Annotated in this window: 24 protein-coding genes; 8 read left to right on the top strand and 16 right to left on the bottom strand. The window is 65.0% G+C overall.

Annotated elements, in window-relative coordinates; translation table 11 throughout:
- Window positions 1–52: 52 nt before the first annotated feature.
- Window positions 53–853 (bottom strand): DUF402 domain-containing protein, encoded by an 801-nt coding sequence (locus tag MPN20_RS07130; RefSeq protein ID WP_242780808.1) that lies wholly within the window; start codon window positions 851–853, stop codon window positions 53–55.
- Window positions 854–919: 66 nt separating this feature from the next.
- Here MPN20_RS07130 and MPN20_RS07135 point away from each other — a divergent pair, with 66 nt between their 5' ends.
- The gene (locus tag MPN20_RS07135) at window positions 920–1864 is read left to right on the top strand and encodes an amidohydrolase family protein (protein ID WP_242780809.1); all 945 of its coding nucleotides are present in this window, start codon (window positions 920–922) and stop codon (window positions 1862–1864) included.
- Between the two features lie 3 nt (window positions 1865–1867).
- On the opposite strand, the gene MPN20_RS07140 is transcribed toward MPN20_RS07135, so the two are convergent.
- The 7 genes from MPN20_RS07140 to MPN20_RS07170 form a co-directional block, all read right to left on the bottom strand.
- Window positions 1868–2407, bottom strand: a complete 540-nt coding sequence (locus tag MPN20_RS07140; RefSeq protein ID WP_242780810.1) for a YetF domain-containing protein — start codon at window positions 2405–2407, stop codon at window positions 1868–1870.
- A 60-nt stretch (window positions 2408–2467) separates the two neighbouring features.
- On the bottom strand, window positions 2468–3283 hold the full coding sequence (locus MPN20_RS07145) for an SDR family oxidoreductase (RefSeq protein WP_242780811.1): 816 nt from the start codon (window positions 3281–3283) through the stop codon (window positions 2468–2470).
- Between the two features lie 89 nt (window positions 3284–3372).
- Entirely contained in the window at window positions 3373–4356 is a 984-nt protein-coding gene (locus tag MPN20_RS07150) for a DUF4097 domain-containing protein (RefSeq protein ID WP_242780812.1), read from the bottom strand.
- Window position 4357: 1 nt separating this feature from the next.
- Window positions 4358–5002 (bottom strand): response regulator transcription factor, encoded by a 645-nt coding sequence (locus MPN20_RS07155; RefSeq protein WP_242780813.1) that lies wholly within the window; start codon window positions 5000–5002, stop codon window positions 4358–4360.
- Window positions 4990–6759, bottom strand: coding sequence for a sensor histidine kinase (locus MPN20_RS07160; protein ID WP_242780814.1), 1770 nt, complete (start codon window positions 6757–6759; stop codon window positions 4990–4992). Before MPN20_RS07160 ends, MPN20_RS07155 begins: the two co-directional genes overlap by 13 nt.
- A 112-nt stretch (window positions 6760–6871) precedes the next feature.
- Window positions 6872–8128: an aminotransferase class I/II-fold pyridoxal phosphate-dependent enzyme gene (locus MPN20_RS07165; RefSeq protein WP_242780815.1), complete on the bottom strand. Its 1257-nt coding sequence runs from the start codon at window positions 8126–8128 to the stop codon at window positions 6872–6874.
- Window positions 8129–8269: 141 nt separating this feature from the next.
- On the bottom strand, window positions 8270–9856 hold the full coding sequence (locus MPN20_RS07170; RefSeq protein WP_242780816.1) for an acyltransferase: 1587 nt from the start codon (window positions 9854–9856) through the stop codon (window positions 8270–8272).
- A 254-nt stretch (window positions 9857–10110) separates the two neighbouring features.
- On the opposite strand from MPN20_RS07170, the gene MPN20_RS07175 reads away from it, so the two are divergent.
- Complete coding sequence (locus MPN20_RS07175) at window positions 10111–11151, top strand: nitronate monooxygenase (protein ID WP_242780817.1); 1041 nt, start codon at window positions 10111–10113, stop codon at window positions 11149–11151.
- On the opposite strand, the gene MPN20_RS07180 is transcribed toward MPN20_RS07175, so the two are convergent.
- A complete protein-coding gene (locus MPN20_RS07180) occupies window positions 11125–11844 on the bottom strand; it encodes a response regulator transcription factor (protein ID WP_278189723.1) in 720 nt (239 codons plus the stop codon). The two genes, MPN20_RS07175 and MPN20_RS07180, sit on opposite strands and share 27 nt — an antisense overlap.
- Window positions 11845–12012: 168 nt before the next feature.
- Between MPN20_RS07180 and MPN20_RS07185 the strand changes: the two genes are divergently transcribed.
- The 3 genes from MPN20_RS07185 (at window position 12013) to MPN20_RS07195 (ending at window position 15921) form a co-directional block, all read left to right on the top strand.
- Window positions 12013–12918, top strand: coding sequence for a hypothetical protein (locus tag MPN20_RS07185; RefSeq protein WP_242780818.1), 906 nt, complete (start codon window positions 12013–12015; stop codon window positions 12916–12918).
- Entirely contained in the window at window positions 12915–15059 is a 2145-nt protein-coding gene (locus MPN20_RS07190; protein WP_242780819.1) for a sensor histidine kinase, read from the top strand. Before MPN20_RS07185 ends, MPN20_RS07190 begins: the two co-directional genes overlap by 4 nt.
- Window positions 15060–15150: 91 nt before the next feature.
- Window positions 15151–15921, top strand: a complete 771-nt coding sequence (locus tag MPN20_RS07195; protein ID WP_242780820.1) for a hypothetical protein — start codon at window positions 15151–15153, stop codon at window positions 15919–15921.
- Window positions 15922–15945: 24 nt separating this feature from the next.
- Here MPN20_RS07195 and MPN20_RS07200 read toward each other — a convergent pair whose 3' ends face one another.
- Window positions 15946–16128, bottom strand: a complete 183-nt coding sequence (locus MPN20_RS07200) for a hypothetical protein (RefSeq protein ID WP_242780821.1) — start codon at window positions 16126–16128, stop codon at window positions 15946–15948.
- A gap of 16 nt (window positions 16129–16144) precedes the next feature.
- On the opposite strand from MPN20_RS07200, the gene MPN20_RS07205 reads away from it, so the two are divergent.
- Together MPN20_RS07205 and MPN20_RS07210 are read left to right on the top strand one after the other, a co-directional pair.
- On the top strand, window positions 16145–17536 hold the full coding sequence (locus tag MPN20_RS07205; RefSeq protein WP_242780822.1) for a histidine kinase: 1392 nt from the start codon (window positions 16145–16147) through the stop codon (window positions 17534–17536).
- The gene (locus MPN20_RS07210; RefSeq protein WP_242780823.1) at window positions 17533–18210 is read left to right on the top strand and encodes a response regulator transcription factor; all 678 of its coding nucleotides are present in this window, start codon (window positions 17533–17535) and stop codon (window positions 18208–18210) included. Before MPN20_RS07205 ends, MPN20_RS07210 begins: the two co-directional genes overlap by 4 nt.
- Window positions 18211–18375: 165 nt before the next feature.
- Here MPN20_RS07210 and MPN20_RS07215 read toward each other — a convergent pair whose 3' ends face one another.
- Together MPN20_RS07215 and MPN20_RS07220 are read right to left on the bottom strand one after the other, a co-directional pair.
- The gene (locus tag MPN20_RS07215) at window positions 18376–19137 is read right to left on the bottom strand and encodes an SDR family NAD(P)-dependent oxidoreductase (protein WP_242780824.1); all 762 of its coding nucleotides are present in this window, start codon (window positions 19135–19137) and stop codon (window positions 18376–18378) included.
- 174 nt (window positions 19138–19311) lie between these two features.
- The gene (locus tag MPN20_RS07220) at window positions 19312–19893 is read right to left on the bottom strand and encodes an NAD(P)H-dependent oxidoreductase (RefSeq protein ID WP_242780825.1); all 582 of its coding nucleotides are present in this window, start codon (window positions 19891–19893) and stop codon (window positions 19312–19314) included.
- A 244-nt stretch (window positions 19894–20137) separates the two neighbouring features.
- Between MPN20_RS07220 and MPN20_RS07225 the strand changes: the two genes are divergently transcribed.
- Complete coding sequence (locus MPN20_RS07225; protein WP_242780826.1) at window positions 20138–20800, top strand: TetR/AcrR family transcriptional regulator; 663 nt, start codon at window positions 20138–20140, stop codon at window positions 20798–20800.
- 237 nt (window positions 20801–21037) lie between these two features.
- Here MPN20_RS07225 and MPN20_RS07230 read toward each other — a convergent pair whose 3' ends face one another.
- From MPN20_RS07230 to MPN20_RS07245, 4 genes are all read right to left on the bottom strand, one after another.
- A complete protein-coding gene (locus tag MPN20_RS07230) occupies window positions 21038–22831 on the bottom strand; it encodes an ABC transporter ATP-binding protein (protein WP_242780827.1) in 1794 nt (597 codons plus the stop codon).
- Entirely contained in the window at window positions 22831–23934 is a 1104-nt protein-coding gene (locus tag MPN20_RS07235; protein ID WP_242780828.1) for an ABC transporter permease, read from the bottom strand. The genes MPN20_RS07230 and MPN20_RS07235 overlap by 1 nt, the downstream gene beginning before the upstream one ends.
- Window positions 23934–25025, bottom strand: coding sequence for an ABC transporter permease (locus MPN20_RS07240; RefSeq protein ID WP_242780829.1), 1092 nt, complete (start codon window positions 25023–25025; stop codon window positions 23934–23936). The genes MPN20_RS07235 and MPN20_RS07240 overlap by 1 nt, the downstream gene beginning before the upstream one ends.
- 311 nt (window positions 25026–25336) lie before the next feature.
- Window positions 25337–26968: an ABC transporter substrate-binding protein gene (locus tag MPN20_RS07245; RefSeq protein WP_242780830.1), complete on the bottom strand. Its 1632-nt coding sequence runs from the start codon at window positions 26966–26968 to the stop codon at window positions 25337–25339.
- Between the last annotated feature and the right edge of the window lie 25 nt (window positions 26969–26993).

Below are 26993 nucleotides of genomic sequence, written 5' to 3' on the forward strand. Positions count from 1 at the left end.
CGGTCGTTGCGCGTCTAGAGGACTGAACCACTGGCGGCCGAAGCGGCAGTGCCTAGATCCAGTCCTTGTTGTAGCAACCACTTCGAACACGATGATGTTCCTGATTTCGCGAAGTATCAGAAACTGACGGTTCTGCCGCGAGTTCCCGAGCCTTCACCTCCCACTTTAGGTCGAATGCCCCGGTGAACTCGCCGAGGTGGTCGAGCAGTTCCGATCCATTGCCTCGGATCGTCTCGGACCACGCCTGGGGCCAGGCTTCGTAGTTGGCAGCCGCTGCCAGCTCGTCGACGTCTTTGAACACGGCCCCCGACGGGTCGAACTGTTCGCCCGGCACCAGACCGGCCGCCTCGGGGAATGTGATGTCGAGGATGTGATCGCTCGTGTAGAGGGCGTCAGCCGTGCACTGATGTGTCGCCTCGAGGTTGACGTACCACTCGGCCCGGACCGAACCTGCCTCACCGGGTTTGAGCAGCACCCACACGGAGAACGGCACATGGGCGGGAACGATCTTGAGCACCCCGAGCCCACGCCAATGACCGGGTGCCATGATCCGCCGCGGCGCCTCGGCGAGGGGGCGGAAAGGGACTTTGAGCGGAACGTCGTGGGGATTGTGATCCTCCCAGCCGACGATCCTCGTGTCGGTGGTCTCGGTTCCTCCGGCCATCCACAGGACGGCGCCGTCGGGACCGTCCTCGATGACGCTCATGGGTCGGCGCACCTCGGCGCGGTCGCGGTCGAAGTCGAATCGTCTGAACGACCAGGTCACGGTTGACCCCGGCGACCAGAACGGCCCCTTCCCTACGCCGCGAGTGCCGGGTGGGACGTCGATCTCGTACGGATCGGTGAATTCCATGAGGGCAGTCTAGGCTTCCGATGTGGGCATCACCTGAGGATGTGCCACACGCCCTAAGCTGGGGTGATGGACAACTTCGACGCGGCAGCTCCCCGACCTTCGACGCCTGCAGACCCACACAGCGTCGCCCCGCCCCGCACCGATGCGGACGTCCCGGACTACCTCGAAGCGCTCGGCATTCCCGGACTCGCAGACATCCACATCCACTTCCTGCCGCAGAACGTCCTCGACAAAGTCTGGGCCTACTTCGATGACGCCGAGTCGAACTACGGTCAGCCCTGGCCGATCCACTACCGCTTCGACACCGACACCCGGCTGCAGATCGTCCGTGACCTCGGCGTACGCGCAATCCCGGCCCTGACCTACCCGCACCGACCGGGGATGGCCGCCTGGCTCAACGACTGGAACGCCGAGTTCGCCGCCGCCCACGACGACGTCATCCACTGCGCCACACTCTATGCCGAACCGGAGGCCGCCGACTACGTCCCCGCAGCTCTGGACGCCGGTGCCCGACTGTTCAAGATCCACGTCCAGGTGGGCGGATTCTCCCCCGACGACCGTGTCCTCGACCCGGCGTGGGCGGCACTGGCCGAGGCGCAGGTTCCCATCGTCATCCACGCCGGGTCGAGGCCGCTGCCCGGCACCTACACCGGCCCCGAGGCCGTCGCGAATGTCCTCGAACGCTTCCCCACACTCCGGTTCGTCATCGCCCATATGGGCATGCCCGAGTACAACGAGTTCGCCAGCTTGGCCGAGGACTACAGCGGAGTCCACCTGGACACGACGATGTACGCGACCGGGTTCCTCAACTCCCCCGCCGAGGTGGATCGCGCTTATCGTGAGCGCTTGGTCGGTCTGCAGAACAAGATCGTCCTGGGCTCCGACTTCCCCAACATTCCCTACCCCTATGCCAGGCAGATCTCAGGGCTCGCCGAACTGGGCCTCGGCGATGACTGGATGGCCTCGGTGCTGTGGCACAACGGCGCGAGGCTGCTCGGCCTCGACGACTGAGGTTCAGCCCTCGCGGGGGATGCGATCGGCGCCGATGACGCCGCGCAGAAGCTCCTCGTCGAGCGGCAGGCCGCGTTTTGTCACGCTGATCTGCCCAGTGGGCTCGAGGATGACGCACGCGACTTCGCGGTACTGACGGATCCCTGACATGCGCAGCTTCGAGATCACTTCGGCTCGATCGACGTGGGCCCGGGCGAGGTTGTCGAGCAGCAGCTCGTCACCGGCCATGAGCACGATGGCTGGACTGTTGACGATTCCTTCGATTCGACCGAACCTGCGCAATCGCCCGGTCAGCGCCTGCAGTACGAGCATGGTGGCCAGTGCCAGGACCCCGGAGACCAGGGTCGGTGTGTTGCCGAGGATCGAGCGGCCGATGATCGCACCCAGCGCGATGATCGCAGCGAGGTCGAAGCTCGAGAGGCTGGCCAGAGCGCGCTGGCCGAACACACGCACGAGGACGATGATCCCCACGTAGAACACGACGCAGGAGATGATGATCCTCACCGCGTCATAGCCGTCGAGTCCGAACTCAGTCCACTCCATGCTGTCTCCTCCCCCAGTGGATCCTACAACTTCATCCTCCACCGAGGTGGTGCGCCGAACTCAGCGCGTGCGCAGCCACTCGTCGAGCGTGACGCCGGAGAGCCTCGGCGAATCAGGGATGAGACCGTCCCGGGACATCGGACCGGGGATGGGGACCGGAATGACCGTCGGGACTCGGCGCCGTCTGCCGCGCCCCACCCCATCACTGACCTCAGAATCGCGCGCATCACGGACCGCACCATCGCGACCGGCAGTGCCAGCACCAGCACCGAGGATGGCGGCCGCAATCGACGGCATGTCGCTGATCTCGGGGCCGGCGACCTCGACGGTTCCCCGCTCACCGGAGTCGATGGCCTCGGCCATCATCCGTGCCGCTTCGTCAGCGGCGAGCGCGCGCACGACCATCTTCGGAACGAAGGCGAGAGGGCCTGCGGCGATGGTCATGGACTGGGCAAGTTCGAACCACTGCGCGGACCGGAAGACGAGCAGCTGGTCGCTGGGCACGAGCCGCCGGTAGACCCTCTCCTGCAGTTCTTTGCCCTGGTAATAGCCGAGGAGTTTCGACCGAGTGACCTCGGGCCTGAACGCAATGGACAGGCACACCATGGCCGCACCCGGATTCTCAGCAGCTGCCATAGCGATCGAGCGGGAACTGCGGGAGAAGAAGTCGAGTGCTTTGTGCCGGTTGTTCGTCATACGGTTAACGCAGTCGACGAGGACGTCGCTGCCTTCAGCCGCCTCGGTGATGCCTTCCCCGTTGTAGGTGTCGACGCCGATCCCGCGGTGGGCGGCGATGACCGAGTGCCCTCTGCTGCGCAGATGCGCGACGAGGTGGTGCCCGAAGGTCCCGGTGGCGCCGTAAACGGTGATCTGCATGTCTCATCCCCTCAGTGCCGACGAATCGGCACACATTCGAGCGCAGGGCCCGTCGCGGGTCGAACCGACGGACACCGTCACGAGACAGTCTAGTTCTGCTCGATCGTGATCGCTCCGGTGTCCGCACTCACGGAGACCGGAATGACCGTCTTCCCCTTGGCGTCCGCCGCGCTCTTCGACGCGTCGTACTTCTTCAGCTCCTGCGCCAGATCGACGCTGCCCTGCTGTGAGTTCGCGTTGATCCGGTAGAACAGATCCTTCGCGTCACCGGACTTCTCGTCGCCGGATTTGGAAGCGGTCGCCTCGGCGGCCATGTTCTCCTGCGCCAGCTTCAGGCGCGGGAGGCTGAGGTCAATCGTGCCTGTATCGGTTTTGGCCACGATGCCCGCGACCGGGACCATATCGTTGGAGAGGTCGAGGTCGATCGAGCCGGCAGAGGTGACGGCATCGACATGATCGCGAACCCTGAGATCCGTCCCGTCGATGGTGCCGACCTTTGTCTTTGACTCAATGGTCCCGAAGGTGCCGGTCAGGCTCGTCTCGCCGTAGTCCGTCGACGTCTGGAGGCGATCGGCTGTGGCGTCGACGTCGACGGATCCGCCATCGGTCTTCGCGATGATCTCCTTGTAGTCACCGGTGATGTTCAGTGTCCCGAAGCCACCGGCCAGGTCGAGCTTGAGTCCCTTTGCAAGCTGCGCAGGAAGTGCGACCTCGACCCGGGCGTTCTCGAAGTTGTGCTGACCGTCGACGGAGACTTCTGAGGAGTCGCCGGTCTCTCGAACATCGAGCTTCGGAGTCTTGTCACGCGGTGCGGTTCCGGCCAACGTCACGGTCGGTTCGCCCACGTCAGAAGTCTTGATCACGACCTCAGCACTCGTGTCGAGGGCCAAGCTGAGGTTCTTCATCCCCGCCGACAGCGGTTCGCTGTGTTCGTAATTCGCATAGTTCAGGCGTGACGCCCCGTGTGCGACGCTGATGGTGATGGGGACGAGGAGGGCGACGACCGCAGCAATGACGATGATCGCGCGCAAGCTGGTTCGCGCGGATGGGCTGACGTGGACTGTGGCAGGCATTCTAGGCTCCGAGGAATGTGAGGACGGCGAGGACGCGTCGGTTGTCCGAAGTGTCCGCGGTGAGACCGAACTTGGTGAACACCGAGCTGATGTGCTTCTCGACAGCTCCGGCGCTGAGGTAGAGGGTGCGGGCGATCGCAGCGTTCGACTTGCCTTCGGCCATGAGCTGGAGGACTTCGAGTTCGCGCGGGCTCAGGGTGGAGAGCCCATCCTTCTTGCGGGTGCGCACGAGGATCTGGGCGACGACCTCAGGGTCGAGGACCGTTCCGCCCGAGGCGACCTCATCGACTGCTGCGAGGAAGTCCTCGACGTCGGCGACCCGATCCTTGAGGAGGTAGCCGAATCCACCGGTGTTCTCCGCGATGAGTTCTGACGCGTACTGCTCTTCGACGTATTGGCTGAAGACGAGGACTTTGACGTCCGGGTTCTGCTTGCGGATGAGAACTGCGGCCCGGATGCCCTCGTCGGTGTACGTCGGCGGCATGCGCACGTCGATGACGGCGAGGTCCGGCGGGTTGTTGTGCACCGTTGCGAGGAGTTCGTTGGCGTCCGGGACTGCGGCGGTGACGTCGTGGCCGGCATCGACCAGAAGCCTCTCGAGTCCGGCTCGCAGGATGGCAGAGTCTTCGGCAATTACGATGCGCATGGCACCTCCACAACGACAGTAGTTGGCCCACCAGCGGGGCTGGTCAGGTTCAGTGTCCCACGAGCGGCTTCAACGCGATCGACCAGACCGGCGATGCCTGTATGGCGTCCCGAACGGTCGATCCGTGCCCCGCCCCGGCCGTTGTCGGTGACAACGATCTGGACTCCGCCTTCGATCGGGGCGACGAAAACCCGGGCGTGGGCAGCACCCGAATGCTTCGCGATGTTGGTCAGGCATTCGGCGACGACGAAGTAGGCGACAGCCTCGGCTTCCCGTTCGATGCGTCCTTCGAGTCGGACGTCGACTTCGACGGGGATCGTCGAGCGCCCGGCCAGGGCGGAGACGGCTGCATCGAGACCACGGTCGGTGAGCACGGCCGGGTGGATTCCACGGGCCAGCTGGCGCAGTTCGTTGACGATTCCCTTCGCCTCGGTATGGGCCTCGGAGACAAGTTCCTTCGCTCGTTCGGGATCCGTGTCGATCTTCGATTTCGCCATACCCAAGGTCATGCTCAGGGCGACGAGGCGGGGCTGGGCTCCGTCATGCAGGTCGCGTTCGATGCGCAGCCGTTCTGCTGCGGCTGCATCGATCCCGGCCATGCGGGCTCGGTCGAGTTCGGTGACCTCAGCCTGCAGTGCCGCGGTCCGGGGCGGCGTCAGAAGGCTGCGATCGAGGGCACGGTCGAGGTACGGGGCGAACCATAGGATCGCCAGGGAGCTGGCCAGGATGATGACAGCGCCGATGACGATGCCGACGCGGCCCAGGCCGGTGGCAGAAGCGGCGAAGAAGCCTGCGGAGATGCCGTCGGGGTTGATCGCGCCGAAGATGCCGAAGATGGAACCGCAGATTCCCGCCACGGTGCCGCCGACGACGACCGCACCGAGCAGCATCTTGATGTAGTGATGGGCAGTCGAGCGCCAGAACAATCCGGATTTCACGGTCAGCCACTGATTGTGGAGGAAGCGGCCGAAGCCGGATGGGCGGGTGCTGCGAGCGATCTTCGGCACGGGGATCCGGTCGCCGTAGATGAGTTCGGCACGATATCGTTCGACGATGTTCGCTCCCTGCTGGACCAGGATCCAGATGACGAGAGCAAGCACTCCGAGGCCGAGCGCGAAGATTCCGCCGATTCCTGTGAACAGGAGGCCGAGCGGGATCCAGGCCCAGATCACGGCGAGGACGGCCGAGAGCACCAGGTTGGCGACTCCGACGAATCCGGTTCGGCTGTGCGGCCATTCGATCGGACCGTCCGCCGGAACCTCGGTCGCCTCTGAATCCGACAGAGGCATCGCTCCGGTCACGGGTGCATAGGCGACGCTCTCCGGTCCCGGCTTCTTCCGCCGAGGTGGTGCTCCCCCGGGCATCGATCCGTTAGGGACCGTGCCGGGCATCGGGTTCGAATAGGCGAAACCGGACTGGTGGGAGTTGACCGGGTGAGAGTAACCGGGCTGGTGCGACCAGGCTTGCGGCTGACTGCCCTGCTGGGGGCTTCGGGGATACGCGTTTCCGGGATTCGAGGGGTGCTGCTGAGCGCTGTCGGTGTTTGCCTGTCCGGATCGGACCTGGGGATTGGCCTGGGAAAATGCTTGTGCGTACGCCTGGTCAGAGTTCTGAGCTGGCGGCTGCTCGCGGGTCGGCGGTGCGTTGACGATCGCCTCGGCGCTGATGGGCCTGTGGTCGTCGGGGATAGGAGTTTCCACCGGATCGGTGCCGTTCGGCTCCGAATCCTGTGGGCTCTCGGGGGTCTTCTCACTCATAGCAATAACGCTACGGGAGTCGTTGAGCAGCCAACAGCACGAAGACCTCCGACCCGACATCGGGTTTTCCCCACGCTGCCGTGATCGGCTCGAGAGGCTTTCGGTGCGAGCTCTACGCGTAGACCCGTGCGTCGACCGACGTTTCGAGCGGACGATCCGCCTCGACCCTGGCGGCACCGGCAGTCGCCGCGAGGGCCGCATCGAGGTCAGCGAGGATGTCGTCGATGTCCTCGATGCCCAGCGACAGGCGGATGAAGCTTCCGGAGACACTGAGCTCGCAGTCCGCAACAGACAGGTGCGTCATCGTGGCCGGGTGATCAATGAGGGACTCCACGCCGCCGAGCGATTCGGCCAAGGTGATGAGCTTCGTGTTCGAGACCAACGACAATGCTCTGGCCTCGGTGTCGGTGCGCAGCGACACGACTCCCCCGAAGCCGCTCATCTGCTTCTTCGCGATCTCATGACCGGGGTGACTGGGCAGGCCAGGGTAATAGACCTCGGCGATCTCGGGGCGTGTCTGCAGCCATTCGGCCACGGCCTGCGCGTTCTCGCAGTGTTTGGCCATCCGCAACGGCAGGGTCTTGATGCCGCGTCGGGTCAGCCAGGCGTCGAACGGGGCGATGCCCAGCCCCACGGATGCCAGGTGACTCTGGAGACGATCGACAACCTCGGCGGCACGGGCACACGTCGTGCCGTCACCGGCGAGGACAGCGCCGCCGATGACGTCGGAGTGGCCATTGATGAACTTCGTCGTCGAATGGATGACGACGTCCGCGCCGAGATCGATCGGGCGCTGCAGAATGGGCGTCGCGAAGGTCGAATCGACGGCGAGGATCGCATTCGCGGCGTGAGCCAGCTTCGCGGTCTCCGCAATGTCGACGATGTCGAGGCCCGGGTTGCTCGGGGTCTCGACCCACACGATCGCGGTCTTCTCCGAGATCACCGCGGCCAGTGCCTCGGTGTCGGTGAGATCGACCGTGCGGACGCGCACACCCCAGCGCTCATACTCATTCTTCAGCAGTCGGTAGGTGCCGCCGTAGATGTCGCGCGGGATGATGATCTCATCGCCAGGGCCCAGCAGCGCGGAGAACACTGCGACCTCCGCCGAAGTGCCCGAGTTCACTGCCGCGGCGAACGATGCGTTCTCCAATTCGCACAGCACGTCTTCGAGGTCGCTGCGATTCGGAGTGCCCGTGCGCGCGTAGTCGAAGCCGGCACGAGTCTGTCCGGGAGTGTCCATCATGAAGGTCGAGGTCTGGAAGATCGGGGCGACGACCGAGCCTGTGTGCGATTCGGGATCGGCTCCCGAATGCACCGAGCGGGTCGAAATGCCAGGCTGAGCGGTGTGCACGCGTTCGGTGTGGCTCACGGCGGTTCCTTCCTTCACTGATGGACCCCGACAATGTGGTCGAAGTTCCACCAGTCTGGGCGGAGTCAGGCCTGGTCGTCATCGCATGTGACCCGGAATGTCACCGCCCGTCATGTTTACGACTTTCATCGACTTTTTTCGTCACGGTCGAAGTCGCGAAGGACCGTCGACGCCTGGCAGCTCGGCCGCGATGACCAGCGAGCCCAGGAGGAGCACTGCGGCAGCTGCGGCCCAGATGAATGGCGCGATCCCGGCCAGAAGCGCGATTGCGATACCGATGACGGCCAGTCCGACTGCCAGGATCGCGCGGTGGAGCTGACGATTCCTCGGGTGAGGTCGCTGTCCGGCACCGTGACGTGGTCGCTGGCTCAATGGCAGAATGACTCCGCCAGCCGCGCGGATTCCTTCGGTGATGGTCCGGACGAATTTCACCAATGTCTCATTCTTCGGCACGTCCGCCTTCGCCGCCAGGACGGCGACTCCAGCAGATGCGGCGAAGACCAGGATCAGCCATACCGGCCGATTCATCCACCACCAGGCCGACTCGACCGGGGGCAAGATGACGGTGCTGAGACCAAGACCCGTGCCGTGTGGCGCTGCGGCAAGCAAAGATGCCAGCCCGCCCTGGACACCGATGAGGGTGATGACGACGCTCATATGCCACAGGTAGACGTGCATCCCGTACTTGTTTCCCCACGCGATCAGCCGATCCCAGATCCGCGCCTGGGTGTCACGCTCGACAACGGAGCGCGCCCGTCCACCTGCCACCAGGGAACTCAACCAGGCATGGCCCAGCCGCAGAAGAGCAATCTGCGCCAATCCCAAGAGCACGAGCGCACCGGTGGGCGGGTTGAGGTTGACGAGCATGTTCGGGCTGTGGACGCCGAGTGCGACCAGTCCGCCGAGAACCGTCACGGCCAGCACGGCGACCGTCCAGAGTAAGCCCGAGCGCACTGGACGATGCATGGCGTCGTGGAAGAAGAACCCGAACTGCTGGATGAGAGGCCAGACGAGAAGGAAGTTGAGGTATCCAAGTCCCGTCACCCCGCTGATCGCGACCACCGTATCCACCACCGCAACGGCACCGGCGAGCGCCAGGACGGTCCGCCTCGGCGCGCGTGCGTGGAATCGTGCAGCCAGCGGAACCAATGATGTCAGGCCGACGTAGACGGCGAGGAACCACAGCGGCTGGCCGATGCGCCGGCCGGCCTCGGCGATGAGCTCAGGTGATGCGCCGAGTTCGGAGGCGATCTCGACGCCGAGCCCCGCGAGGATGATGAGGACAGTGACCGGTGCGACGAGCCGACGCAGGCGCACGCTGAGATAGTCGGCCCAGGTCCCACCCTTGGCCTGCGTCCGTCGCCACTGGCTCAGCGCCGCGTAGCCGCCGATCGCAAAGAAGAGCGGCATGATCTGGTAGAACCATGAGGCGATCGTGAAGCCGAGCGAACCGGAGAGGGCAACGGTCGGCACCACCTCGCCGCGGACACCGAGCTCGGCGCTGCTCATCATCGAGTGGAGCGCGACCACGACGATGAGGCAGGCGAAGCGGACGAAGTCGAGAGCCGCGTCCCGGTGTGGGCGAGTGGACTCGGGTGGTGTTGGAGTGCTCCCTGCAGGTGGGATGGGAAGCTGGCGCGTGCGTGTGACGGGCGGTGCTGGCATGAGCGCCGCAGGCGGTGCGGGCGGTGCGGGCGGTGCGGGCGGTGCGGCGAGAGTGAGAGACATTTCAGTTCCTTCAACGGTTCGAAAGTGTTCGACTCAACCGAAGTTAGGGACCGGGCTGCCTCCTCCACATCACCTCAGAGTTCCGACCTCAACCCGCCCGAGCACTACCTGCGGGTGAGTCGTCGCGGCCCGCTCCCGATACCGTGCCGCTTCGCGTCATGTCGACTCGCACCGGAGTGCAAGAATGGCAACGAGAACATCACCCACTCAGAGACCCGCTTGATCCACGAGGCACAAGCAAGGAGAACGAAACGATGACGACGATCGCCTTCGAGACCACCGACCTGCCCATCATCGGGGCTCCAATGGCTGGCGGAACGACAACGCCCGAGCTCTGCGCTGCTGTCGCCCGAGCCGGCGGGTTTCCCTTCGTCGCCGGCGGGTATCTCACCGCCGAGGCGCTGGCCCCGCTCATCGATCGCATGCGGGAGACGACCGATAACTTCGGCGTCAATCTCTTCGCTCCGAATCCGGTACCCGTCGACCGCGAGGCCTTCGCCGGTTTCGTCGCTGCCCTCGAACCCGTAGCCACCGAGCGCGGGCTGAGGCTCAACCCTGAACCCGTCGATGACGACGATCATTACACCGACAAGGTCGACTACCTCGTCGACAATCCGGTGCCCTTGGTGTCGATGACGTTCAATATCTCCACCGCCGAGGTGGTCGACCGTCTCCATTCCGTCGGCACTCAGGTCGCGGCGACCGTGACCACCCCCGCCGAGGCCCGCACCGCTGCGGAGCGCGGCGTCGACGCGCTCATCGTTCAGGGTCCTCGCGCCGGCGGGCATTCGGGAACCGCCGATCCGACACGGCAGATCGAGGACCGTGCCACGGTCGACCTCCTCAGAGAAGTCCTCGCCGAGGTGGACCTCCCCATCGCTGCCGGCGGCGGAGTCGACGGGGTTGAAACGGTCGAGGCTCTCCTGCAGGCAGGGGCGAGCGCCGTGGTCGTCGGCACCCTTCTGCTGCTGAGCGATGAGGCAGGCACTGCTCCGACTCACCGGGCCGCGCTGCAGTCCGAGGAGTTCAACGAGACACAGCTGACCAGGGCGTTCACCGGACGCCCTGCACGTGCACTGGTCAATGACTTCGTGCGGAAATTCGACTCGGTGGCTGTTGATGCCTATCCGGCGGTGCATCATCTGACGAAGGAATTCCGCGGCGCAGCGAAGAAAGCCGGCGATCCGCAGAACCTGCACCTGTGGGCCGGCACCGGCTATCGCGGTGCGCAGACAGGATCAGCGGAGACGATCGTCAAGGAGCTCGGCTCAGCTGCCGGCGACGATCAGGCCTGATTCGTAGGCGGCGACGACGATCTGGGCGCGATCGCGCAGTCCCAGCTTCGACAAGACCCGGGAGACGTGCGTCTTCACAGTCTGTTCGGCGAGGAACAAGTGGTCGGCCACCTCGGCGTTGGTGTGCCCCTTCGCCACCAGCGTCATGACGTCGATCTCACGGTCGGTGAGCTGCCCGAGCACAGCCGTGTCCTTAGCGACCTTGGGCCCGCTGACGTATTCGGCGATGAGCCGGCGGGTCACCGACGGCGCCAGCAGCGACTGCCCTTCGGCGACGACCCGGACCGCCGTGATCATGTCCTCGGCGGTGGCGTCCTTGAGCAGGAACCCGCTCGCTCCCGCGCGCAGGGCGGAGAAGACGTATTCATCGGCGTCGAAGGTCGTGAGCATGATGACCTTCGGGTGGTCGCCCGGCATCGAGAAGACCGCGCGAGTCGCGTCGAGGCCGTTGAGTGTGGGCATCCGGATATCCATCAGGATGATGTCGGGATCGGTCCGGCGCACGAGGTCGACGACCTGCGAACCGTCCTCGGCGCTGCCGACCACAGTCATATCTGACTGCGCATCGAGGAGTGCGCCGAAGCCTTGGCGGACCATAGCCTGATCGTCAACGATCGCGACCCGGATCGTCTCGGACAGAGGCGGGGGAACGCTCTGTCCCACCGGCGATTGCGACGCTCCTGATTCTGGCATGCCCTCACGCTACCCGAACGGGACCCGACACGACACGCACAAGCCGCACCACCTCGGCGCTCGAGGCCTGCGAACCACGGTTTTCACTCTTAGGTATCATCCGCGGCCACACACGTTCACTCCTTCGTATGATGTGCACCGGCAGACCGGGTCCTTAGCGTGCACACCATGATCATCACCGCGATAGTCCTCGCCATCGCCGCCGCCTTCTGCTTGGCGCTCGGCACCCACTTCCAGCAGTACGCCGTCGCCACCATGAGCCCCGGCCGCAGACGGCAGGCCACCTGGTTCACGGGCCTGGGACTGATGGGCATGGTGACCGTCCTCAACGTCGTCGCACTCGGCCTGGGCCCCGTCGCCATCGTCCAGCCCATCGGCGCGCTCTCCCTCGTCTTCGCAGCCTTCATCGGCCGCCGGTACTTCGGCCTCCACCTGAACGCCCCGCTGCTCATCAGCATCGGTGTGACGCTCTTCGGTGTTTTCGCCTTCGTCTCCACCTCGGCGAGGTTCACCCACGAGCTCGTCACCACCGAGTCCTCGATCACCACCCTGCTCTCTGTCCTCGTCGCCCTCAGCGTCTTCGGCGCCCTGTTCGTCTTCAGCACCGCCGGGCACATTCCGCGGGTGATCATGACCGGCCTCATCTTCGGCACGGTCGCCGCGGCCACTCACGTCCTGGCACGCACAGTCGTGACCACGGGCCTGCCCGGGTTCGACGGTCCGGATGGGAAGTGGTGGTGGGTGCTCGCAGCTGTGGCTCTCGCCTCGGCGGTGGGATTCTGGCTCGTCCAGACGGCCTACGCCTCCGGACCCGCGGAAACAGTTCTGGCCGGCCTGACCGTCATCGACCCGATCGTCGCCGTCATCATCGGCGGCGCTCTCTTCGGCGAGTACACGGGGCTGACACCGGGTGCCGTCCTCCTCCTCGTCCTCGCCGGTGCCGGTGGGATCACCGGAGTGTGGATGCTCTCGAAGTTCCACCCCCGCAGCCTCAACAGCCGCACTGCCGCAACCTCGGAGACGCCCTCCGCAAGCCTGCAGAACCACCTCAACAAGCAAGGAGTTCGATCATGAATCAGACAACAGAAATCCCGACTCCGGGTGCACCGTCACACACGGACACGTACCCTGAGAACGTGCCCCCATACCCGACGGCTCCGCCCCGGACCGCCCCACAGCAGGCGACGTCCTCCGCGCCCGAACGGTCGTGGTGGTCACGTCTGTGGCACAACTTGGGACGCGACACCGTCCTCGTTCTGCCGGGCATGTTCATCTCCCTCATCGCCTTCCCCGTACTCATCGCTCTGTTCTCGGTCTCGATCGCCACCCTCATCATCTGGATCGGCGTCCTGCTCCTGCCGCTGACGCTCTACGTGGCGACCGGGTTCGCAAACCTCTCCCGGGCCCGGGCCCGGCAGTGGGGAGCTCCCATCGCCGAGGTGGTCCGCCGTCCCCGTTCAGGCGGGCTCCGCGGATGGATCGGTGCCATGTCCGAGGGTCGCCGGTGGCTCGACCTGCTGTTCGAAGCCGTCTTCGCCCTGCCGATCCGGCTCTTCACCTTCTCCGTAGTGGTCCCGTGGTTCTTCGGCGCTGTGGGTGGAATGACCTACTTCTTCTGGGGACGATTCCTCCCCAACCGCAACACCGATCTCATCACCTTCATCGCGGCGTGGTGGAACGACTCGTCGATAGTGAATCTGGGGTTCGGCGCCGAGGCGACCTTCCAGTTCGTTGCAGGACTCATCCTCCTCATCACCTTCCCCTTCGCCCTCCATGCCATGGCTCGGTTGGAGATCGCGGCGATCACGGCAGGGTTGGCACCCGGTCACGACGAGGCCGCCTCGGCGGAACCGGCTGCTTCGGTGGGAAAAGCACGAGCCGGTGACGAAACGGGCCACGATCCGGACGGCACCGCCTCGGCGACCCTGCCCGTGTTCGGGTCCTCTGCGTCACTGGCAGCCTCCGCGGGATCACCTTCAGACCCGAAGACAGACGCCGGCTCCTTCATCAAGCACGCCGCCGGCGAGGGATGGTTCTGGCTGGTCAGCATCTTCGTCGGCGTCGTCCTGCTCGCGGTCGGATGGCCTGTCACCACAGTGCTCTACGACTCCCCGTCGATCATCGCGATGCTCGTCGTCCTCGTGCAGAGCGGTGCCCTGGTGCTCGCCGTGCGCAAGCCGGTCGCCGCCATCATCGTCGGGTTGGTCTCGGCCGTGGCCGGAATCATCCTCACCGCGGACTCTCTCGGACTGGTGTGGCCATGGACGGCGACGTCGATCCTGGCGCTGATCTTCCTCCACCTCATCATCGGCCTGCGTCACAGTTGGCTCCATCTCGTCATCCTGTGGTCGCTGTCCACGGTTCTCGGCGGGCTGAGTCTGACGATGCCCCATGCGGGAGGGTTGTCGGGGGCGCTGGCCAATGTCATCACGACCGTTTCGCTCACAGCTGGGATCTCAGCCATCGCGGTCATCGGCAATCTGTGGATCCGCGGTCGCACTCAGCTGGCCACCGAGCGCCAGCTCAGCGCAGAGGAGTTGGCGAAGCGTCAGGAACTCGAGGAGCGCAACCGGATCGCGCAGGAGCTCCACGACGTCGTCGCGCACAGCATGTCCGTCATCAGCGTCCAGGCGACGACCGCGAAGTACCGGTTGCCCGAGCTTGAGGAGCGCAGCGTCGACGAGTTCGATGCGATCGCCGGCTCGGCCCGTCAGGCACTGAATGAGATGCGCGGGCTCCTCGCGATTCTGCGCGGCGGGCGCGATGCAGATCTGGCACCGCAGCCGACTCTCGACGACATTCCTGACCTGGTCGATGCCACTCGCGGGTCGGGCGCCGAGGTTGAACTCGAGTTCCCGTCGGAGCCGCTGGCACTCACTGCTACGACCGGTCTGACCGCCTTCCGCATCACCCAGGAAGCCCTGTCGAATGCGCTGCGCCATGCTCCCGGCGCATCGGTGAAGGTGTCCGTGCACGCTGATGGCCCGCAGCTGCAGGTTTTCGTGATCAACGGGGCGCCAGGCCAGGACCAGGTGGATCGGCACCAATCGGACCACGCCGGGCGGGATCGGGACAATCCCGCTGCCGGCCACCTCGGCGGTGGATTCGGTCTCAAAGGCATGCGTGAGAGGGTCGAAGCCCTCGGCGGGACACTGCATGTGGGTCCGACTGCCGACGGTGGTTTCGAGGTCAGGGCCACGCTGCCCACCGCGTGATACGTTGACCACCGCGTGAGGGGCTTCCTGCCGGTCCGATGAGATACTGATTGTGCCACCCAGACAATCCTTAGGAAGGATCGGCTCCCCGATGGCACAAGAAGCCCCAACTGCGCTGACCCGCAGATTCCGACGCACGATCGTCATAGCGATCGTCGTGACCTTCAGTCTCGCGGCGCTGGGCGGGATTATCGTCCTCCTCGGTGATATCCAGTCGGAGATCGCGTACCAAGTCCTCGCCACGACGGCGCTGACGGGAGTCTTCAGCGTTGCAACATTCTGCGGGGCGACGCTGATCGGCAGGCGCGGCCAGCCGTTCGGCATCATCACGATCGGACTGGCCGTCCTCGCTCTGGCGCTTGCGCTCTGGTTTGTCTGGGCAGAGCCCTACGACGTTGACCTCCCTTGGAAGCTGCTCGTCACGGCCTGCCTTCTCTCCGCCTGCACCTCCGTCGCTTCGCTCATTCTGCTGTTGGTCTCGAACCGGTCGTGGACGGTCAGGATCGCACTGACGATCACCCTCTGTCTCATCGCTCTCGGCTGCGCGCTGTCGTTGATCTCCATCTGGTGGGAGCCTGCATGGGAATACGAGTGGCTGACTCGGCTGAGCGGAATCGTCTGGATTCTCGCGGCGCTGGGAGTCGTCGTCGTTCCTGTCTCCTCGCTGCTGCTGAGGCCCGAATCCGCGGCAGTGGAGCCGCAGCTGGATCCGGGCGCAGCGGAATCGAGGCTGTCGGGGGAAACGGTTTCCGAGCTGTCCGTGCACTCGATCCGCCGCATCGAGGAAGCCGCCCGCCTGGCCGATCTCACGCCCGATGAATTCGTCGACCACTATCTGAAGACACTGCCTGACTCCCACTGAGCCTGACTCCTGCGAAGGCTCCTCTCACCGACGGCTATCGGCGATCGATGCGATGACATCGGTCAGTCGTGTGCTTGTGGCGTTGAGATCGGCGCCCGTGAACAAGGTGAGCACACTGACGAGGAGGACGACGAGGATCGGGCTGCACCATCGGTCATCGGAGCGGACTTTGTCATCCTTTCGGGCGACGACGCCTGCGGTGCGCAAACGGTAATCTTCAGGTGTGCCCTTACCTCTCCGTCGCCGACTCTTCGGCCGTGCCGCTGTCTGGACCGGAGTCTCTCTGGTCCTCGGCCTGCTCATCCTCGTCATCGGGGTCGGCCAGCAATGGCCGGACGTCGAGGGCGCCGGCACCGCAGAGAGCGCACTCCGTGCCGAGCTGTTCGTCCACATCATCTTCGGAATCATCGCTCTCGTGTGCCTGCCGATCACATTGTCATTTGACGGACGGACCATCGGCCATCACACCCTGCGCCCCAAGGTCCTCGCCGCAGAGCGGCTGCGGGAGTTCCTCACCAGCACGGGCAGAGGCGGAGAGGAGTTCCTGACCCACGAGGGCTCCGTCGAATCGCTGCAGCGCCGAACCGGCGGGTGGATCCCCATCACCGTCGGGATCGTCGGCATCCTCGCCGGCACGATCAGCTTCTTCGGTGTGGCCGCAGCATCGATCCTCGTCATCACGCTCGCCGCCCGACAGAGCTGGCTGCTGAGCTTCGCGACCATCCTCGCAGCGATGGCCTCCCAGTCCCTGGCCTACATCATCACTCCGTATGCCGTCGGCGAATTCGAACTCCCGGTCTTCCTCGTCAGCGGCACGGCCTTCGCCGTGCTCGTCGTCATCGGCGTCATCCGCGGCGCGCGCGAGCAGGGCCTCATCGACACGGCCGCGCAGACGCTGCTGCGTGATCGCTCGCGCCAGGACCGGGCCATCGCCGAGGTGCGCCGCGGCATCGCCCGCGACATGCACGACTCCCTGTCCCACCACCTCAGCGTCATCGCCATGTATGCGGGGGCCCTGTCAGTGCGCAACGATCTGGAGCCTGATGCTGTGCATGAAAGCGCCCGGCTCATCGCCGCCAGCGCACGACGCTCCGGGGCCGAACTGAGAGAGGTGCTGACGATGTTGCGCGGCGATGACCAGGGAACGGTCGTCGATCCCGACATCGACCGCCTCGTCGCTGAACGCTCGGGCACGGCCGTGCTGACCTACGTCGAACCCGTGAACGCGCGGGCCCTCCACTCGCTCGGCGCGCTTGAGAGAACCACCATCTACCGCTTCGTCCAAGAGGCGATGACGAACGCCGTCAAGCATGCCCCCGGAAAGACGCTGTCGATCATGATCGCCGGCGACCTCGACGGGCAGGTGACGAGGTTCATCACGATGCACGCGTCCAACGACTACCCGACGAACCGCCTCGGCGAGGCTCGACCTGCCGACGACGAACAGTCGATCGCACCGGCACGCACCCAGTACATTGCCGGCTCGGGACTTGGACTGCTGGGCCTGCGGGAGCGGATGGAAGCCATGGGCGGCGATCTCACAGTGACGCACTTCCCGCGGTTCGAGTTGAGCGCGCGCATCCCCATCCAGGACCCAGCCGAGGAGCGAGCATGACGATCCGGGCCATCATCGCCGACGACGAATCGCTCATGCGCTCGGGCCTGCGCCTCCTCCTCGGCGCGGCGGAGGACATCGAGATCATCGCCGAGGCGGCCAACGGTTCCGAAGCCGTCGACCTGTGCCAGGAGTTGGCTCCAGACCTCGTGCTCATGGACATTCGGATGCCCGTCATGGACGGTCTCAAGGCGACCGAGATCCTCATGGCGGCCGATCCCCATCCCGAGGTCCTCATCCTCACCGCCTTCGGCACCGATGAGTTCGTGCTGCAGGCACTGCGCGCCGGGGCCGCCGGCTACATCCTCAAGGACACCCCTCCCGACGACCTCATCCTTGCAGTCCGTGCCGCGGCAGGAGGCACGCGGACGCTCTCACCCAGTGCCGTCGAATCGCTGCTCGGGCAACGCTCCGGCCTCGTCGGGAACAGCACATCGGCAACGGGTCCCGCTCGTGGCCCGACGGTTCCCGATCCCCTGGAGCCGCTGACGACGCGGGAGCGGGAGATCGCCGAGGCGGTTGCTCAGGGCATGACGAATGCGCAGGTCGCGCGGGCGCTGTTCGTCTCAACCGCAACGGTGAAGACGCACCTGGCGCGGATATTCTTCAAGCTCGACGTGAACACTCGCGTGCAGCTGGCGATCCTCGTCAACGAGTCCCGCGAACCCCGCTGAGCCGCACTGATCCGCGCTGAGCCGCACTGATCCGCGCTGGGCCGCGCTGGGCCGCGGCGGGACGCGGCGGGACGCGGCGGGACGACAACGGGCGCCGCATCCGGGAGCACACAGTCCTCCGAACGCGACGCCCGCTGAGCGTTTCAGATCATTTCGGTGCGAAGATCATTTCGGTGCCATGCGGATGGCGCCGTCGAGGCGGATGGTCTCGCCGTTGAGCATCGGGTTCGCAACGATCGACTCGACGAGCTGCGCGTACTCGGCGGGCTTGCCCAAACGGGAGGGATGCGGAATCGACTTCGCCAGCGATGCCTGCGCCTCTTCGGGCAGACCCGCCATCATCGGAGTCTCGAAAATTCCCGGCGCGATCGTGACCACACGGATCTGCGAGGATGCGAGTTCACGGGCCATCGGCAGGGTCACCGAGGCGATGGCGCCCTTGGACGCGGAGTAGGCGATCTGGCCGATCTGGCCATCGAAGGCCGCAACCGATGCGGTGTTGACGATGACGCCGCGCTCTTCGCCCACGGCCTCCTGCGCCTGCATCGCTGCGGCGGCGAGGCGGCACACGTTGACCGTGCCTACGACATTGATGTTGAGCACCTTCGAGAAGGCGTCGAGTGGCAGCGGGCCCTTCCGCGACACAAGTTTGCCGGGAGTTGCGACTCCGGCGCAGTTGACGACGACGCGCAGCTCGCCGAGGCCGGTCGCCGTCTCGACGGCCGCCTGGACCTGCTCCTCGTTCGTGACGTCTGCGGTGACGAAGTGGGCCTTGTCGCCGAGCTCTGCCGCGACCTGCTGTCCCACCTCGGCGTTGAGGTCGACCATGACGACCTGCGCACCGGCGGACAGGAGGCGTTCGGTGGTCGCGCGGCCGAGTCCGGAGGCACCGCCCGTGACGAGGGCGACTGTGTTCGTGAGATCCATAAGAGTCCTTCGCATCATTTGAGTGAACGTTTGAGTTGGTTCGACTCTAACTCAGCACTGTGGGCGAGGTCACCTCGGGAACGGGACGTGGTGACCGCCTCGGCGAGGGGGAATCCCGGGCATGACGAAGCCCGCCGGACAAGCGGTCCGACGGGCTTCGAATGTGTCAGCGGATCAGGCAGCCTGCTCTTCGGCGGCTGCGTCTTCGCGCACGGACTTCAGTGCTTCGCCCCAGCTCACGATGTCAGCGACCATCGAGGCGAACGGGGCAGCGGAGACCTCGGTCGGAGCGAACTGGCCGTCGGCGACATCGGTGAAGATGGAGAACGAAGCCTGGTCGCGCACCACGGCGAGCTTGTAGTTCGCGAGGATGTGGCGCAGGTGCTCTGCGGCACGCACGCCCTTGTCAGCGCCGTAGTTCACGATGCCGGCAACCTTGTGGTTGAACTCTGTGGCGACGAAGTCGAGGGCGTTCTTCAGCGAGCCGGAGATCGAGTGGTTGTACTCCGGAGTGACGAAGATGAAGGCGTCGAACTCGGCGAGCTTCGCGCCCCAGGCCTTGGTGTGTGCGTTCTGGTACATGTTCGCGCCAGCCGGGATGACCTCGTCGAGCAGGGGCAGATCGAAGTCGCCGAAGTCGACGACCTCAGCGCGGACGTCGTCGCGACCGGACAGCTGCTCGTTGACCCAGGAGACGATCTGGGGGTTGAGCGCCTGCGGGCGAGAGGTTCCGGGAATGATGGCGATGTTGAGCATGTGCGTCCTCAGTTCGATGTCAGATGTCCATCGCACGCGAGCACTCGGCAGACGGAGTGTCGACCAGAATGCGGTGCGATCTACTCTGGCCAAACATCGTTGAACCGTCAATCATTCCAGACAGAAATGCGTTCCTCGTCACATCATCCGAGCGAGTTTCCCGTCCGATCGGCCTTACGTAGGGTATTCTCGGTGGGCAAGTGAAAGATTGTTCGATCTGCAAACGCCTAGGAGTACACGCACCGTGCGATCCACCAACGGCCGCAACAACATTCTCCGCTCAGCTCGGGACACCTTTGCGTCCAAGGGCTTCGACGGTGCCTCCATCCGCGACATCGCTCAGGCCGCCGGGCTGAGCCTCTCGGCACTCTACTACTACTTCCCGTCCAAGCAGGAAGCCCTGTACGAGCTCGTCCACACCGCCTACACCTGGTACATCGACCACAGTCGTGCCGTCATCGCCGAGGTGGGCGACGACCCGACCGAGCAGCTGGTCGTAGCCGTGCGCTACCTCGCCCGATACCGCATGGAGAACGTCTCAGTCTCCACCGTGCTGCTGCGCGACACCGAACGCATGACCGGTGACAACGCGGGCCGAGTCAAGGATCTGCAGCGAGAGGCCCGCGAAATCATGGGCGAAATCGTCCAGTCAGGCATCGATGCCGGAACCTTCCGCGTCAACAGCGCCACGCTCGTGACTCGCGCGATCCACTCGATCTGCAACTCGCTCTCCCTCTGGTATCGCCCCACTGGTGACCTGACACCGGACGACATCGAACGCGACTTCACGCAATACTCGCTGCGCATCCTCGGCATCGATCCGAGCAGCGAAGAGCTCGACCGCCTGCTGGCGCTGCCCGTGAACCAGGCCGGCATGCTCGATTTCATCGCCGACAACAAGAACTGACCGGGCCGCACCCAGAACTGCCTGGCCGCGGGCCGCAGACGGCGCCCGGAGGCGGCGGGCCGAGGAGCTGGGCGCGGCGGACCGTACCCGGAGCTACCTGGCCACCAACCGCTCTGCACACACTGTTGGCCGCTATCTCAGCAACCTTACGGGCGCTGAGCTACCCCTCTACGGGTTGCTCAGCGGCCGCAAGGTTGCCAGCACAACGCGGGCCCCGGCTCAGCCGGCTCAGCAGGCTCAGCCGGCGCTGGTGCGCAGACTGCGGGCCAGTTCCCGGCGCTGCGCCTGCTCCGCCGGGTCCGGCACGGGCAGAGACGCGATGAGCCGCTTCGTGTAGTCATTGCTTGGCGACCCGAGCACCTGCTCACCGGTTCCCTCCTCCAGCAGCTCACCGTGGAAGAGGACTCCGATGCGGTCCGAGAGCATGTCGACGACGGCCAGATCATGGCTGATGAAAAGGGCCGCGAAGTCGAAGCGATTCTGCAGCTCGACGAACAGCTCGAGCACCTTGGCCTGAACCGAGACGTCGAGCGCCGAGGTCGGCTCGTCGGCGATGAGCAGCTCGGGATCGAGCGCGAGCCCGCGCGCCAGCGAGGCCCTCTGTCGCTGACCGCCTGAGAGCTCGTGCGGATACCTCGCCGCATAGACGCTCGGCAGCTGCACGGAGTCGAGCAGCTCGAGCACCCGGTGCGACCGATCCCGCGAGCTCATGTCGCGCCGGTGGATCGCGAACGGTTCGGCGATGCATTCGCCGATCGTCAGGTGCGGGTTGAACGACGCGGCCGGGTCCTGGAACACGAACCCGATGCGGCGGCGGACCGGCGAGAACGCGCGCTCCTTGAATCCCACCATCTCGTGTCCGAGCACACTGAGGCTGCCCCCGCTGGCCCTCGTCAGGCCCGCGATCGCACGCCCGATCGTCGTCTTGCCCGAACCCGATTCGCCCACCAACCCGTAGACTTCACCAGCGCGGATGTCGAAGCTCACCGAGGTCACGGCCTGGAAGTCCGGACGCCCGATGCCACCGGGATAGACGATGTCGAGGTTGCGAGCGACAACGATCGACTCCCGCTCATCACGCGACTCCGCACCCGATGGGGTCTCCCCCGCCGGGGTGCTGCCGGTTCCACCCGAAGAGGCACCGAAACGCTGACGTTCGACCTCGGTGGCAACCGCCGAGGCTGCTGCTTCCTTCCTGCTGCCGGCGACGGTCGACCCCAGTCGGGGCACGGCGCCGAGCAGGTCACGCGTGTACTGCTCCTGCGGATCACTGAAGAGCTGTTCGACCGAGGACACCTCAATGAGGTCGCCGCGATACATCACGGCCACTCGGTCGGCGAGGTCGGCGACGACGCCCATGTTGTGGGTAATGAGCACGATCGCGGTTCCGGTTTCGTCGCGCAGATCCCGCAGCAGGTCGAGGATCTCAGCCTGCACGGTGACGTCAAGTGCCGTCGTCGGTTCGTCGGCGACGATGAGCTTCGCGCCCAGCGCCAACGCCATGGCGATGACGATGCGCTGCTTCTGCCCGCCCGAGAACTGGTGCGGGTAGTAGTCGAAGCGGTTCTCCGCATCCGGGATCCCGACCTGCTTCATCGCTGCGACGACCTTCGCTTTGAGCTCGGCCTTACTCGCCTTCCGGTCATGGGCGCGCAGCCCCTCGGCGATCTGCCACCCCACGGTGAAGACCGGGTTGAGCGCGGTCGAGGGTTCCTGGAACACCATCGACACGTCGGACCCGCGCATATGGCGAAGCGCCTCGGCGGATACGCTCAGCACATCCTGACCGGACAGGACGATCGCACCGGAGCGCTGCGCCGTCTCCGGCAGGAGCCCGAGGATGGAGCGCGCGGTCACGGTCTTGCCCGATCCGGATTCGCCCACGATCGCGAGCACTTCGCCGGGAGTCACCGACAGGGATACGTCCTTGACGGCGTGCACGTCGCCGCCGTCGGTGGAGAAGGTGACGTTGAGGCTCTCGACGTCGAGGATGGACTTGGCTGTGTTCGCAGTGTTCACGTTCTCACTCATCACTTGGCCTCCACCTTCGCAGTGGCGCTTGCGGTTGTCGCAGCAGGCTTCACTGCTTTCGTCTTCGCCTTCCGGCGCACTCGCAGCCGCGGATCGTTGAGGTCGTTCATCGATTCGCCGACCAAGGTGATGCCCAGCACCGTGAGTACGATGGCCAGGCCGGGGAAGACCGCGGTCCACCACACGCCGCTGGTGACGTCAGGCAGCGCCTTGTTGAGGTCGTAACCCCATTCCGCCGCCGAGGTGGGTTCGATTCCGAACCCCAGGAACCCCAGTCCGGCCAAGGTCAGAATCGCCTCGGAGGAGTTGAGCGTGAAGATCAGCGGCAGCGTCCGGGTGGCGTTGCGGAAGATGTGCTTCGAGATGATGCGCGTCTTCGAGGCGCCGAGGACGATCGCCGATTCCACGAAGGGCTCGGCCTTGAGCCGCAGGGTCTCGGCGCGCACGACGCGGAAGTACTGCGGGATGAAGACCACGGTGATCGAGAATGCCGCAGCGGCGATGCCGCCCCACGAACTCGACTGTCCGCCGGAGATCGCAATGGACATGACCAGCGCGAGCAGCAGAGTCGGGAAGGCATAGACGGCATCGGCGATGACGACGAGGATCCGGTCGAGCCAGCCGCCCAGATATCCCGAGACGAGGCCGAGGATGACACCGATGAAGATCGACATGACCACGGCTACGACGATGACGGACACAGCGGTCTGGGCGCCCCAGACCACACGGGAGAAGACGTCGTAGCCGCCGACGGTCGTACCCCAGATGTGGGTTCCTCCCGGTGGCAGCTTCGCGCCGAAGTTGCCTTCGTCCGTGCCCAGCTGGCTGTAGCCGTAGGGGGCGATGAGCGGAGCGAAGATCGCGCAGATGAGGACGATGCCGCACAGGACGAGCCCCGTGATGAGCATGCCCCGCTGCAGTCCGACCGACTGACGCAGGTGCGAGACGATCGGCAGCCGGGAGAACCAGGACTTTTTGGCCTTGTCATCGAATGCGATGGCGGGGACACCGGAACCGGGGGCCGCCTCGGCGAAGCTGTGGTTGGCATCCGGAGCTGGCGAGCTCTCGTCAGGAGCCTGCGATGTGTTGTCTTGATTGGACATCAGTACCTCACTCGGGGGTCGATGAAGGCGGCGATGACGTCGACGAGGAAGTTGGTCAGCGCGACGATGATGGCGAGGAACACGACGATTCCCTGGACGGCCACGAAGTCGCGGGCTGTGAGGTACTCGGCGAGTTTGAAGCCGAGCCCCTTCCATTCGAACGTCGTCTCCGTGAGCACGGCGCCGGCGAGCATGAGGGCGATCTGCATGCCCATGACCGTGATGATCGGGATCAGCGCCGGCCGGTAAGCGTGCTTGGTGACCAGGCGAAATTCGGAGATGCCGCGCGATCGGCCGGAGTCGATGTACTGCTGGCCGAGCGTGCCGATGAGATTCGTGCGCACGAGGCGGAGGAAGACTCCTGCGGTGAGCACGCCGAGGGCGATCGCGGGCAGGACCGCGTGGGCGAGCACATCGCCGAGGACCTCGAAGTTGCCGATTCGGATCGCATCGATGATGTAGAACCGGGTGGGTGCGACCACCCCGGACATGACGTATTCGGTCTGCGTGGTGCCGCGACCAGCCACAGGCAGGATCGGCAGGAAGACGCCGAAGATGAGCTTGAGGATCATGCCCGCGAAGAACACGGGAGTCGCGTAGCCGAGGATTGCGAGGATGCGCAGCGCAGCGTCGGGCGCCTTGTCACGGTGGTAGGCAGCGAGCATGCCCAGCGGGATGCCGAGGACGAACGCGACGATGAGGGCGTAGAAGACGAGCTCGACGGTCGCGGTTCCGTAGTTGAGGAGGATGCTCGATACGGGCTGGCCGTCGGAGACCGCGGTGCCGAAGTCGCCGTGGAGCAGGTTGCCCAAGTACTCGAAGTACTGGACGAGGATCGGCCGGTCGTAGCCGGCCGCGTGGATGCGTTCGGCAAGCTGACCCTGGGTCAGGCGTCCGCCGAGTGCGGCGGTGATCGGGTCACCGGTGATCCGCATGAGGAAGAAGACCAGTGTGGTCAGGATGAAGATGGTCGGAATGATCAGGAGGAATCGGATGAGGACGTAGCGCCCCAATCCACCTCCCGAGGGCTTCTTCACCGCGACCGAGGTCTCGGCGGCTTCTGCCCCTGGTTCGCTGATGGCTGCAGACATGTGTTCCTTCGTGCTTTCGTCTGATCACGGTTGTGTCGTCGGGCGACGTGGTTCGCGGCGAACGCGGATTGTGTCGACGTCGGCGCTGTGGTGCTTGCTTCGGCGCTGTGGCGCTGTGGTGTTTCAGTGCTGCGGCGCTGTGGTGCTTCAGTGCTGTGGCGCACGCGCACGCACCACGAGGTGCAGGTGGGCCGGGCGGCTCACCTGCACCTCGTGACGGCGGTCAGGTCGATGATCGCCGAGGTGGTGCCGGGTACGTGCTCACGTGCACTGCGGCGCGGGTGCGTCGCAGTCGCACTGGTGACCGGGGATCACTTGCTCAGCACTGCCAGACGGAACTGGAACGCGGGGTCGAGAGTGTCGTCGACACCCTTGACGTCCTTGCCCGAGACCGCGATCTGGTTGCCCTGAAGCAGCGGCAGGGTCGGAAGCTCGTCGGCCAGCTGACCCTGGATCTTCTTCAGCGCATCTGCGCGTTTGCCCTCATCGGCGATGGAAGACTGAGCGTTGAGCTCCTTATTCATCGTCTTGTCCCGGTAGTGATTGGCCAGGAAGCTCGGAGTCTCATCCGTGTCGTAGAAGAACGGCACGAGGTAGTTGTCGGCATCCGAGTAGTCAGGGAACCATCCCAGCTGGTACATCGGGTAGACGTCGGCGGTGCGATCCTTGGAGTACTGGACCCACTCGGTCGACTGCAGATTGACCTTGAACAGGCCGGTCTTGTCCAGCTGATCCTTGACCAAGGCGTACTCGTCGCCGGACGACGGGCCGTAGTGGTCAGGGTTGTATTGGAGGTTGAGCTCGACCGGGGTCTTCACGCCAGCATCCTTCAGCGCCTTCTTGGCTTTGTCGACATCTGGTGCGCCCTGCCCGTCGCCGTATTCCGACTTCAGCGGCTCGTCGGCACCCGGCAGACCGTCGGGAACATGCGAGTACAGCGGAGTGAAGGTGTCCTTGTAGACCTGTGAGGCGATCGCCTGACGGTCAACGGAATCGGCCATCGCCTGGCGCACTGCCAGTGACTTCTTCTCATCGGCATCGTCGGTCTTCGCGCCGAAGGGCATCGTGTCCAGGTTGTACACGATGTAGCGGATCTCACCGCCCGGGCCCTTGTGGACCTTGAGGTCCTTGTTGCCTTCGAGGTCCTCGATATCCGTAGCCGACAGCGAGCGCCACGCCACGTCGATCGTGCCTTCCTGCACATCGAGTTTCATGTTGTTGGCGTCCGAGTAGTACTTCATCTGCACGGTGTCGGTCTTCGCCGGCTCCACAAAGCCCTGATAGTCCTTGTTGGCCTTGTAGGTGATGAGTTCATTGAACTTGAATCCGTCGATCGTGTAGGGGCCGGCAAAGGCCTTGCCGTCGACGATGTCCTGATCCTTCGTCACCGAGTCGAGGGAGAATACATCCTCGTCGACGATCGGTCCGACCGCGCTGGCCAGTACTCCCGGCCAGGTCTGGTCGTTCTCGCGCTTGAGGTTGAAGATCACGGTCTGGTCATCCGGCGTCTCCACGGACTTCAGCCCGCCGAGGAGAGACGACGGCCCGTTCGGATCCTGGATCTTCAGCTGACGATCGAAGGAGAACTTCACATCCGAGGATGTGAGGTCGTTCCCGTTGGCGTACTTCAGACCCTTCTTGAGCTTGACCTCGTACTTCGTCGGTGAAGAGAAATCCGCCGACTCCGCGATGGAGGGGTTGAGCTCTGCCGTACCCGGCTTGTACGCCAGGATGTACGGGTAGACCTGCTGCTCGACGAGCGAGCTGCCGTTGTCATAGGCCGCAGCGGGATCGAGGGCGACCACTTTGTCCGTGGTGCCCACTGTCAGGGACCCACCGCCCCCACCGTCTCCGCTGTCAGTCTTCGAGGTCGAGCATGCCGAGAGAAGCAACGCGCCGGCAGCGGCGATCGCCACTGCCTTTGCACCAGTTCGACGTTTCATTGTGTTCCTGTCTTGTCAATTGTGC

The sequence above is a fragment of the Brevibacterium sp. ZH18 genome, from assembly GCF_022748595.1.
Classification (GTDB): Bacteria; Actinomycetota; Actinomycetes; order Actinomycetales; family Brevibacteriaceae; genus Brevibacterium.

Coding starts and splice junctions, on each gene's coding strand:
- MPN20_RS07130 (WP_242780808.1), bottom strand. CDS start 853: ATGGAATTCACCGATCCGTACGAGATCGACGTCCCACCCGGCACTCGC.
- MPN20_RS07135 (WP_242780809.1), top strand. CDS start 920: ATGGACAACTTCGACGCGGCAGCTCCCCGACCTTCGACGCCTGCAGAC.
- MPN20_RS07140 (WP_242780810.1), bottom strand. CDS start 2,407: ATGGAGTGGACTGAGTTCGGACTCGACGGCTATGACGCGGTGAGGATC.
- MPN20_RS07145 (WP_242780811.1), bottom strand. CDS start 3,283: ATGCAGATCACCGTTTACGGCGCCACCGGGACCTTCGGGCACCACCTC.
- MPN20_RS07150 (WP_242780812.1), bottom strand. CDS start 4,356: ATGCCTGCCACAGTCCACGTCAGCCCATCCGCGCGAACCAGCTTGCGC.
- MPN20_RS07155 (WP_242780813.1), bottom strand. CDS start 5,002: ATGCGCATCGTAATTGCCGAAGACTCTGCCATCCTGCGAGCCGGACTC.
- MPN20_RS07160 (WP_242780814.1), bottom strand. CDS start 6,759: ATGAGTGAGAAGACCCCCGAGAGCCCACAGGATTCGGAGCCGAACGGC.
- MPN20_RS07170 (WP_242780816.1), bottom strand. CDS start 9,856: ATGTCTCTCACTCTCGCCGCACCGCCCGCACCGCCCGCACCGCCCGCA.
- MPN20_RS07175 (WP_242780817.1), top strand. CDS start 10,111: ATGACGACGATCGCCTTCGAGACCACCGACCTGCCCATCATCGGGGCT.
- MPN20_RS07180 (WP_278189723.1), bottom strand. CDS start 11,844: ATGCCAGAATCAGGAGCGTCGCAATCGCCGGTGGGACAGAGCGTTCCC.
- MPN20_RS07185 (WP_242780818.1), top strand. CDS start 12,013: ATGATCATCACCGCGATAGTCCTCGCCATCGCCGCCGCCTTCTGCTTG.
- MPN20_RS07190 (WP_242780819.1), top strand. CDS start 12,915: ATGAATCAGACAACAGAAATCCCGACTCCGGGTGCACCGTCACACACG.
- MPN20_RS07195 (WP_242780820.1), top strand. CDS start 15,151: ATGGCACAAGAAGCCCCAACTGCGCTGACCCGCAGATTCCGACGCACG.
- MPN20_RS07210 (WP_242780823.1), top strand. CDS start 17,533: ATGACGATCCGGGCCATCATCGCCGACGACGAATCGCTCATGCGCTCG.
- MPN20_RS07215 (WP_242780824.1), bottom strand. CDS start 19,137: ATGGATCTCACGAACACAGTCGCCCTCGTCACGGGCGGTGCCTCCGGA.
- MPN20_RS07220 (WP_242780825.1), bottom strand. CDS start 19,893: ATGCTCAACATCGCCATCATTCCCGGAACCTCTCGCCCGCAGGCGCTC.
- MPN20_RS07230 (WP_242780827.1), bottom strand. CDS start 22,831: ATGAGTGAGAACGTGAACACTGCGAACACAGCCAAGTCCATCCTCGAC.
- MPN20_RS07235 (WP_242780828.1), bottom strand. CDS start 23,934: ATGTCCAATCAAGACAACACATCGCAGGCTCCTGACGAGAGCTCGCCA.
- MPN20_RS07240 (WP_242780829.1), bottom strand. CDS start 25,025: ATGTCTGCAGCCATCAGCGAACCAGGGGCAGAAGCCGCCGAGACCTCG.
- MPN20_RS07245 (WP_242780830.1), bottom strand. CDS start 26,968: ATGAAACGTCGAACTGGTGCAAAGGCAGTGGCGATCGCCGCTGCCGGC.